The sequence below is a fragment of the Vibrio sp. V12_P9A6T4 genome, from assembly GCF_963874835.1.
Classification (GTDB): domain Bacteria; phylum Pseudomonadota; class Gammaproteobacteria; order Enterobacterales; family Vibrionaceae; genus Vibrio; species Vibrio anguillarum.
Window position 1 is genome coordinate 1 of the sequence record NZ_CAWNJO010000105.1, and the last position, 7,895, is coordinate 7,895.

Consider the following 7,895-nt stretch of genomic DNA (forward strand, 5'->3'; position numbering starts at 1 on the left):
GCGTATGACTGATATATAGATTGTTACGAATAATTCACACATTATATGGATATACTGTGAAACATTTAATTTATTTTTTATTAATTAGTTACTCATCAATTAGCCTTGCTCAATCTTCAGTTGATGATGAACGGTTGCTCGCCTCATTAATCGAACGAGGTGTGATATGTGAAGGGCTGACATCAGAACAGCAACAACAAGCACTTGCCCTTTATCTACAAAGAAAACACCACAAAGAAAAGTCTCTCAATTCGACAACTCATCAAGAAGAAGCGTGTATTTCTCCGCCGAAGAGCGACTAAATCACCCGTTCAATCTTCACTGAATAACACTCAGAAAACTTGCCTAGATAAGAATATACCAGCCACTCATTGCGTCCATGAATTCTATTTTATGGCGATGAAAGCCATTTATTCTCTATAGCGCTCAGTCGTATGGAAATCAGTTCAGTGAAATTGTTAATACCATAAATACAGAAAGAAAAATAAGGAAAGCAGATGAAACACATAAGGAAAACCTTGCTTGCGTCAGCAATGGTAACACTATTTAACGTCAGTGCTTATGCGCACACCCCGATTGATTTAGGGGTAGTCAATGAAGATAAACTCATTGAAATGTTAGTGCGTAACGGTGTTGTGGATGGCAATGCTACCGATGCAATCAAGCGCGATGCCTTGGATCGTTATTTAGAGCAGAAAATCAAATCGGGCTTCCACGGCGATGCGCAATTTGGTAAGCAAGCTCTTGAGCAACGCGCACGGGTATTAAAAACCATTGAAAAACAAAAAGGCCACCAAAAAGCCAGCGTTTTTGCTCTCGATATCAGCACCAAACGCACCGATAAGGTATTAGCGCTTTTAATTGATTTTCCCGATTTACCTTGGAACGATAACCGCCTGACCAAAGAGCATACTGAAATGCTCTATGCCAGCTACAATCCACCTCACTATCAAGATCTGCTTTTTTCAGATGCGGGCTATGCAGGCCCTAATGGAGAAAATTTCATCTCGATGCGTCAGTATTATGAAAGCGAGTCTGGGCAAAGCTACAGTGTGGCCGGGCAAGCCGCAGGTTGGTATCGCGCGTCTAAAAACGCCGCGTTTTACGGGGGCAACTCGGCAACAACAGACAAAGATATGAATGCGCAAGAGTTGGTACGCGAAGCACTGAACCAACTGGCGCAAGACCCTAGTATTAATCTGGCCGATTACGATATTGAAGATCGTTACGATTACAATGGTAATGGCAACTTCCGCGAACCGGACGGCGTAATCGATCACTTGATGGTGTTCCATGCATCCGTTGGTGAAGAAGCCGGCGGCGGTGTGCTTGGACCTGACGCAATATGGTCCCACCGTTATAATCTCGGCCAACCTTATGTCCTTCAAGGCACAAAAAGTACGCTTCCAGATCGCTTTAACGGCCAATATGCCGCCTTTGATTACACCATGCAACCGATTGATGCGGCCGCTGGGGTTTGCGCACACGAGTATGGCCACGATTTAGGTTTGCCTGACGAATACGATACCCAATACACAGGTAAAGGTGAGCCAGTTTCCTATTGGTCCATCATGTCTTCTGGCAGTTGGGCCGGAAAAATTGGCGGAACACAACCGACGGCATTCAGCTCTTGGTCTAAACAGTTCTTACAAAAAGCGGTCGGTGGTCGTTGGATCAATGACGATCAAATTTCGATTGCAGAGTTAGAGAAAAATCCTCGCGTATTTACCCTCTTCCAAACCACTGACAATGCTCGACCAAATATGGTGAAGATTGATTTACCACTGAAGCGTGTTGATGGGGTGAAGCCTTATCAAGGTTCGTCCGCTTTTTATTCAAACCGAGGCGATGATCTGAAAAATAGCATGTCTCGTAAGCTTTCTATCCCTGCTGGTGAACAAGCTACGCTTAATTTTAAAGCATGGTATCAGATTGAAAAAGACTACGACTTTGCACGCGTACTGATCAATGGTAAAGCGATTGCAGGTAACATCACCACCATGGATGACCCGTACAATACAGGGCTTGTACCTGCTATTGCTGGTCAGTCGGATGGTTGGGTCGATGCGATATTTGACGTCTCCCAGTGGGCAGGCCAAGAAGTGACACTCAGCTTTGACTATGTCACTGATGGCGGCTTAGCCATGGAAGGTCTTTACCTTGATAACCTACAGTTAGAGGTCGACGGGCAGCAAACCCTTATTGATGATGCCGAAGGAACATCCACCTTCGCCTTTAAAGGTTACACCACCAACAATGGCTTCCATGAAGCGCCACACTATTATTTACTGCAATGGCGTAGCCACAATGACGTCGACCAAGGCTTAGCCAATATCAAACGCATGGGCCAGTTGATGACTTTCGAACCCGGCCTACTGGTTTGGTATGTGGATGAATCTTACACGGATAACTGGGTAGGTAACCACCCAGGTGAAGGTTGGTTAGGTGTCGTCGATGCGGATCAAAACGCATTGGTTTGGTCAAAAACCGGTGAGGCCGCACAAACGCGCTTCCAAGTGCGAGATGCAACCTTCTCATTGCAAGATCAAACACCTCTACGTTTAGTCGCTGCCGATGGTGATGTGCTCGAAGACACAAGCTTAATCGGTAATGGTAACTTCTCTGATGGCGCGGATTACAGCTCACCATTAGTACCAGATGCTGGACGTAAGTTAACGGAATTTGGCTTGATGATCGACATCCTCAACCAAGGCCAAGACAATGAGTACGGCGTAATTCGCTTATCAAAAGTCAGCGAACAAAACCAAGCTCCTGTCGCCAACTTTGAGCTTAAAACCGACGGTTTATCCGTCAGCGCTTTCAACTACAGCCATGATGAAGATGGCGAGCTAGTCAGTTACGCATGGGATTTTGGTAACGGCCAAATGAGCAGCGAAATGGCGCCAAGCTGGAGCTACACCAGAGCAGGGCAATACACAGTAAGCCTAACCGTAACGGATGATAAAGGCGCAACCAACACCACTACGCGCACAATACAGGTTGAAGTGCCTAACGCATTACCGCAAGCCAGTGCTAAGTACATCCACCTTGGACGCTGGGTAACAATGTGGTCAACCAGCAGCGATAGCGATGGGCGTATTGTCGATACGGAATGGACCCTGCCGAATGGAAAAATAAAACGTGGCAAACTCTTCACCGCCATTTTCCCAAGCTCTGGAAAACATGAAGTGAAAATTAAAGTGATGGATGACAAAGGTGCAACAGTGACTAACACCATTGTGGTTAATTTGTAACCACCTATTCTATTTTCTCTTAGAGAACTTGAGCGCGGCTTCGGTCGCGCTCTTCTTTATTGGATAAACAGAATTAAAGCGATTGATCACGTAACCTTTCCAAAGCCTCGACGCGTTTGAGTTGTTTAACCTCAAACGTTTGGGTACGCAGTTGCGTAATTTGCTGATTTTTTTCATCTTGGCTCAAGCGCGTATTTTCAAGCACCGCCGAACGCTGTTGTAGATAGTTTTCGAGATGCTGAGAAAACTGCTCTCGCTGCTCACTAAGCTGCGTTAACCGCTGTGCTCCTTGTTCGCCAACCAACTCGTTCCAAGCTAAGTATTGCTCTTGCGTGGACAAATGGCGACTCGCGTTGAGTGCTGGCAGTAGTTGTACATTGCGTTCACTGCGCTGAATGTATTCTGGCTGCTGTGCTAATAACGTTTGCCACTGCTGCTGCTCATCATATGAATCTACTGCTTGAGATTTAATGCGCAGCTTTTCTAACGCTAAATTTCGTAACGCATTCTCTTCACCAAACAACATACTTTGCTGATCAACGTTAAAAAATTGACTTTGTATTTTCAGTAATTGCTGATTGATCTCAGCTAAGGTAGCAAGATCGAGATTGGCGATGGAAGAATTAGCCTCTAACTCAGCTAATGCTTGTTTGTATTGGATAAACTGTTCAAAAAGCATTGGATCGATCACCACGCCCTCATCCTGCTCAGCATACTGGGCAATGCGCAGCTCAACCTCAGGTAATGAACTCTCTCCTAATGTAGAGATAAAATAGTGAATTAAATCAAGACTCGATGCGCTGTCTATCTGCGTATCTTGTTGAGATGGCGTTTGTAACGCGCTCTGTGATGATACTGGCTTTTGCAGAAAAAGCACCGCACCGATGCTCCCCAAGATGATCACGACAAAACCAAATAGTGCGGGCTTTTTCATAGCCAATCCTTATAAAGTTTGATGTTACAAAACTTGAAGTTATAAACCTCGAAACTATCAAGCTCGAGACTATCAACCTCGAAGTTATAAACCTTGAAGCTTCAATCGATTAGCGTGCTGGCGATACAAGGTAACGGGGTCAGTTTCAAAAAGGTGGTGTATCCCAAGCAAGCCGTTGATTTCATCTAAGTGGTTCATTTGGTAATCATCGCGGATCACCTTACCCAAGTGAGTACTGCATACGCCGACTAAACCATCATTAGGGCCATTAAAGACAAGCCCAGTCAACATCATCGCAGCATCAGTTGGGTCAAGGAGGTTGGTAAAGGTCGAAGATCCTGTCCACGAATAGTAATAAACACCATTGTCAGCCAATAATTCACCATCACCACATTCACTGCTTGGAACGCCTTCTGGGTAGTGTTGATTAAACGCTAGCGAACCTTGGGTAGTTAAGGCTTCTAAGGAGGCTAAAGGATCTTGCTCTAGGTTACTTCCCCCAGAAAGAAGGCCAACCAAACCCGCCAATCCTTGCGCCATTTTGACGGCAATCGCTTCAGAAATGGAGCCCTCTTTAATGTGCCCACGCACTAAATCTGCCACGATTGAGCCTTTATTCACGCCACCAATGCTAGTCACGGACGCCACAAGATCGGGCCGAACTGATGCAACATAGCGAGCCGTTGGCCCGCCATGACTATGCCCAATCAGGTTAACTTTTTGAGCGCCAGTGGCGGCTAAAAGTGACTCCACTTGTTGCAATAGTTGTTCACCTCGCCGCTCAGAACTGTGAGTCGCGGAGACTTGAGCCACGTAGACCTTTGCGCCATCTTTCGTCAGTGATTGCGGAATGCCGTAGAAATAATCGACTCCGGCCAGCGTATCAAAACCAAATAAGCCATGAACTAACACAATAGGATACTGGGTTTGGGTATAGCCTGTCTTACTTAATGCCACCGTGCTGGTTGCCGCCAGCGCCGTGGTACTCAGCAGACAAAAAGCAGCAATAATAATCGTTCTTTTCAAAGTAAATTCCTTCTTATTGTAGTGCCTGGTTTAGGCGCGGCATACATTTAACCTACCGTTACCACACCAGAGATTAGACCTCTGAGGAGCACCCTAACTGTAGAAGAAAAGCACTTTATTTCATGTCATCTTGCCAGCTTCGTGAATGAATCGAAAAAAACAACAGATAAAATTAACATTAAATTAACAAAAAAAGAGCACTCGCTTTTTAGCCAACTAGGCCAAAAGCATGAGTGCTCTTTACTACGAAACGATGAAGGGATCGCGCTATTTTAAAATAAATTGAATACCATCGGCTAACCAACCTTCAGACCACACCTTGACTTGCCGAATTGCCGATCCGGCTGGCAGCTCAAACACTTCATCGTGGGTACTGATTGCGTAGTCTTTTGACCCCACTACTTTGGTTGAACCATCATCAAGCTTAAAAGCCATACGGAGTAAATGGTTGCCACCGTACTTGAACTCACCGGAAGTAACGGTTATTTGCGTAACGCGTTTCAGATCAATTTCAGTCAAACTACCACTTTCACCGCCTTGCATCGCATTGGCTTGCGTACCAATTGCATCAATCGCAGCGCCATGGCGAATATACAGTGTCCCCGATTGACCAACATCTTGTAAGGCTAATGGACCCGATGTAAACCCAAATACGGCCGATTCACTATCTGAATGAAATACGTTGGTGTAAGCGGTAATGGTGCGCACACTTACCTGATCATTGCCATCAGCATACAAACCTAACTCACCGCTGGTTTTATCATGACCAAGTAACTCATGAGAGAAAACATTACTCAGCTTATCGCTGTTTTCTATCCATTCCCAACGCTGACTTAAACTCGAACTACAGGTTTGTAATTGACCCAGTGATTGTCCATCCAAACATTGATGGATGTCGTTTGCACTCACATAACGACCTAACTGATCATAAATAAAAGATTGTGAGTTTTTGGTTTCATCACAGCTTGAGGCAGAGAGCGCGCCATTATCAGCCACATCAACGCAACGATTATTAAAGCTGCCCAATTGCAAATTCACTGGACGACCGCCAGTGAATACTGGGTGCTCCCAATCGACAGTAAAGCTAGCACTTTTGCTCACTCTGCGGCGCGTCGTATTTTCAAAACCATGGTAGGACTGATGCGCACCTACAACATAATAATGCTTATAAGCACCGTTATAAATGGGACGAATATTGACCGAAGAATCAATGGTAAATTCCGTTGTCCCCGTCACATTGGGAGCGGCTTTATAGATCACATCCATTTTTGGTACAAAGCTCGCGTAACCAATCGGGTTAATGCGGTTGGTATCCACAGGATAAGTATTGACCCACAGCGCATCCGTTGAACGATTTAACATCGATTCGGCAGTCGCGTATTGGCTACGATTCCATTTAAAGCTGACGTTTTGCGCGTTATTGGTGCTACGTTCAACACGATAATCGTGCGTTTTAAAGGTTAACCAACGGCTTTGGTTGTAGCTGGCATTGGCTTCTAGCTTGCCTTTAGGTCCATCAGCACTAACCTCGACACCACCACTCACTCCTAGCTGGAAGCCGGATACCTCTTTGACTTCATATTCGGCATTGAGATTTTCTCTCGGGAACGTTTTTAAGATCTGCGCTTTGTTGTTCGAAGAGTTAAATACAAATTGGTAGTCTTGAGCGATGGCATCAGTCGACCAGTCTCGGAAATAAGCATCTAATGTCACGTAATCAGCACCCGATTGACGATAATCAAGACGATCATTGAGATGGATGCCAGCACCCGTTGTATCATCATCTAAGCTGATGCGAACAATTTTTGCATCCGGCGTCGCTGAACCAATCGTGCCATATTGTAATGAACGCTCTAAATTAACTCGATAGATCAAAGAGATATTGGGGTTATCGCAAAACACTCGCGTGCCTCGATCCCAAAGATGTGAGTTCTTAAACGTACATTCACTATCAGTAATAGGCCGATTGACATTCAAATAAAACGCGACGTGTGGCAAAGAGTTGGTTTCCGAACCACTATTTGACACCATACTGGCCGTACTACGGCGCTGACGAGAATGGGCAATTGGGGCGGCTTCCAGTAGACGAATGTTGGCATCATTCTCGTCATCTAACGGTGTGAACAACAATTCTCCTTTGTGTTCACTGATGATCAAAAAGTCACTGGCAAACGCTAAGCCCAGTTTTTTCCTGAGCAGTGCTTTCGCCTCTGTCTTTTGCGACTCGCCTTCAATCGTACTGAAATCGACAAAATAGCGCATATGTTGGTTCAGTACATCGTCACGAATCTGCATTAGTGTCGGGGGCTCAACCTCTCCTTGTAACCAATAGCTCGCATTGAAGTAATTGATTTGGCTGTCATCCTGAAGCTCACTGAACATTTCAATGGCCAAACCTTGCGGCTGATTCACGTCAGCTTGAGCGGTGTTCCATACCAAGCCTGACATAATGGCAATAGCGCTAAGTGCTTTTCTTCTGTTTATTGACATATAAACCTCGTAAGCATTTTTATTGTTATCACGGTATTTAAAAGAAAATGAATACCCATTTTTTATTTTTTCAGACCACAAAATAAAAGGACATTGGTTTTTTGGCACCTTTGTGGCGAATTATTAATAGATCTTAAAATAACAAACACAAAGAGAAATGATTTTTAATGTGGCTTAAAATCACAATAAAA

The 7,895-nt window shown here is 44.8% G+C and carries 5 protein-coding genes; 2 read left to right on the forward strand and 3 right to left on the reverse strand.

Annotation, left to right across the window (positions count from 1 at the left end):
* Nucleotides 1–56: 56 nt before the first annotated feature.
* The gene (locus tag AACQ42_RS16020; protein WP_017043657.1) at nucleotides 57–302 is read left to right on the forward strand and encodes a hypothetical protein; all 246 of its coding nucleotides are present in this window, start codon (nucleotides 57–59) and stop codon (nucleotides 300–302) included.
* A gap of 195 nt (nucleotides 303–497) precedes the next feature.
* Nucleotides 498–3,254 (forward strand): immune inhibitor A domain-containing protein, encoded by a 2,757-nt coding sequence (locus tag AACQ42_RS16025; protein WP_094166312.1) that lies wholly within the window; start codon nucleotides 498–500, stop codon nucleotides 3,252–3,254.
* Nucleotides 3,255–3,327: 73 nt separating this feature from the next.
* Here AACQ42_RS16025 and AACQ42_RS16030 read toward each other — a convergent pair whose 3' ends face one another.
* The 3 genes from AACQ42_RS16030 to AACQ42_RS16040 form a co-directional block, all read right to left on the reverse strand.
* On the reverse strand, nucleotides 3,328–4,188 hold the full coding sequence (locus AACQ42_RS16030; RefSeq protein WP_094166313.1) for a lipase secretion chaperone: 861 nt from the start codon (nucleotides 4,186–4,188) through the stop codon (nucleotides 3,328–3,330).
* Between the two features lie 84 nt (nucleotides 4,189–4,272).
* Complete coding sequence (locus AACQ42_RS16035) at nucleotides 4,273–5,214, reverse strand: lipase family alpha/beta hydrolase (RefSeq protein WP_094166314.1); 942 nt, start codon at nucleotides 5,212–5,214, stop codon at nucleotides 4,273–4,275.
* Nucleotides 5,215–5,481: 267 nt separating this feature from the next.
* Nucleotides 5,482–7,704, reverse strand: a complete 2,223-nt coding sequence (locus AACQ42_RS16040; RefSeq protein ID WP_094166315.1) for a leukocidin family pore-forming toxin — start codon at nucleotides 7,702–7,704, stop codon at nucleotides 5,482–5,484.
* Between the last annotated feature and the right edge of the window lie 191 nt (nucleotides 7,705–7,895).

Excerpts from the sequence above, each read along its gene's own strand:
- AACQ42_RS16025 (WP_094166312.1), top strand. The coding sequence starts at position 498 with ATGAAACACATAAGGAAAACCTTGCTTGCGTCAGCAATGGTAACACTA.
- AACQ42_RS16030 (WP_094166313.1), bottom strand. The coding sequence starts at position 4,188 with ATGAAAAAGCCCGCACTATTTGGTTTTGTCGTGATCATCTTGGGGAGC.
- AACQ42_RS16040 (WP_094166315.1), bottom strand. The coding sequence starts at position 7,704 with ATGTCAATAAACAGAAGAAAAGCACTTAGCGCTATTGCCATTATGTCA.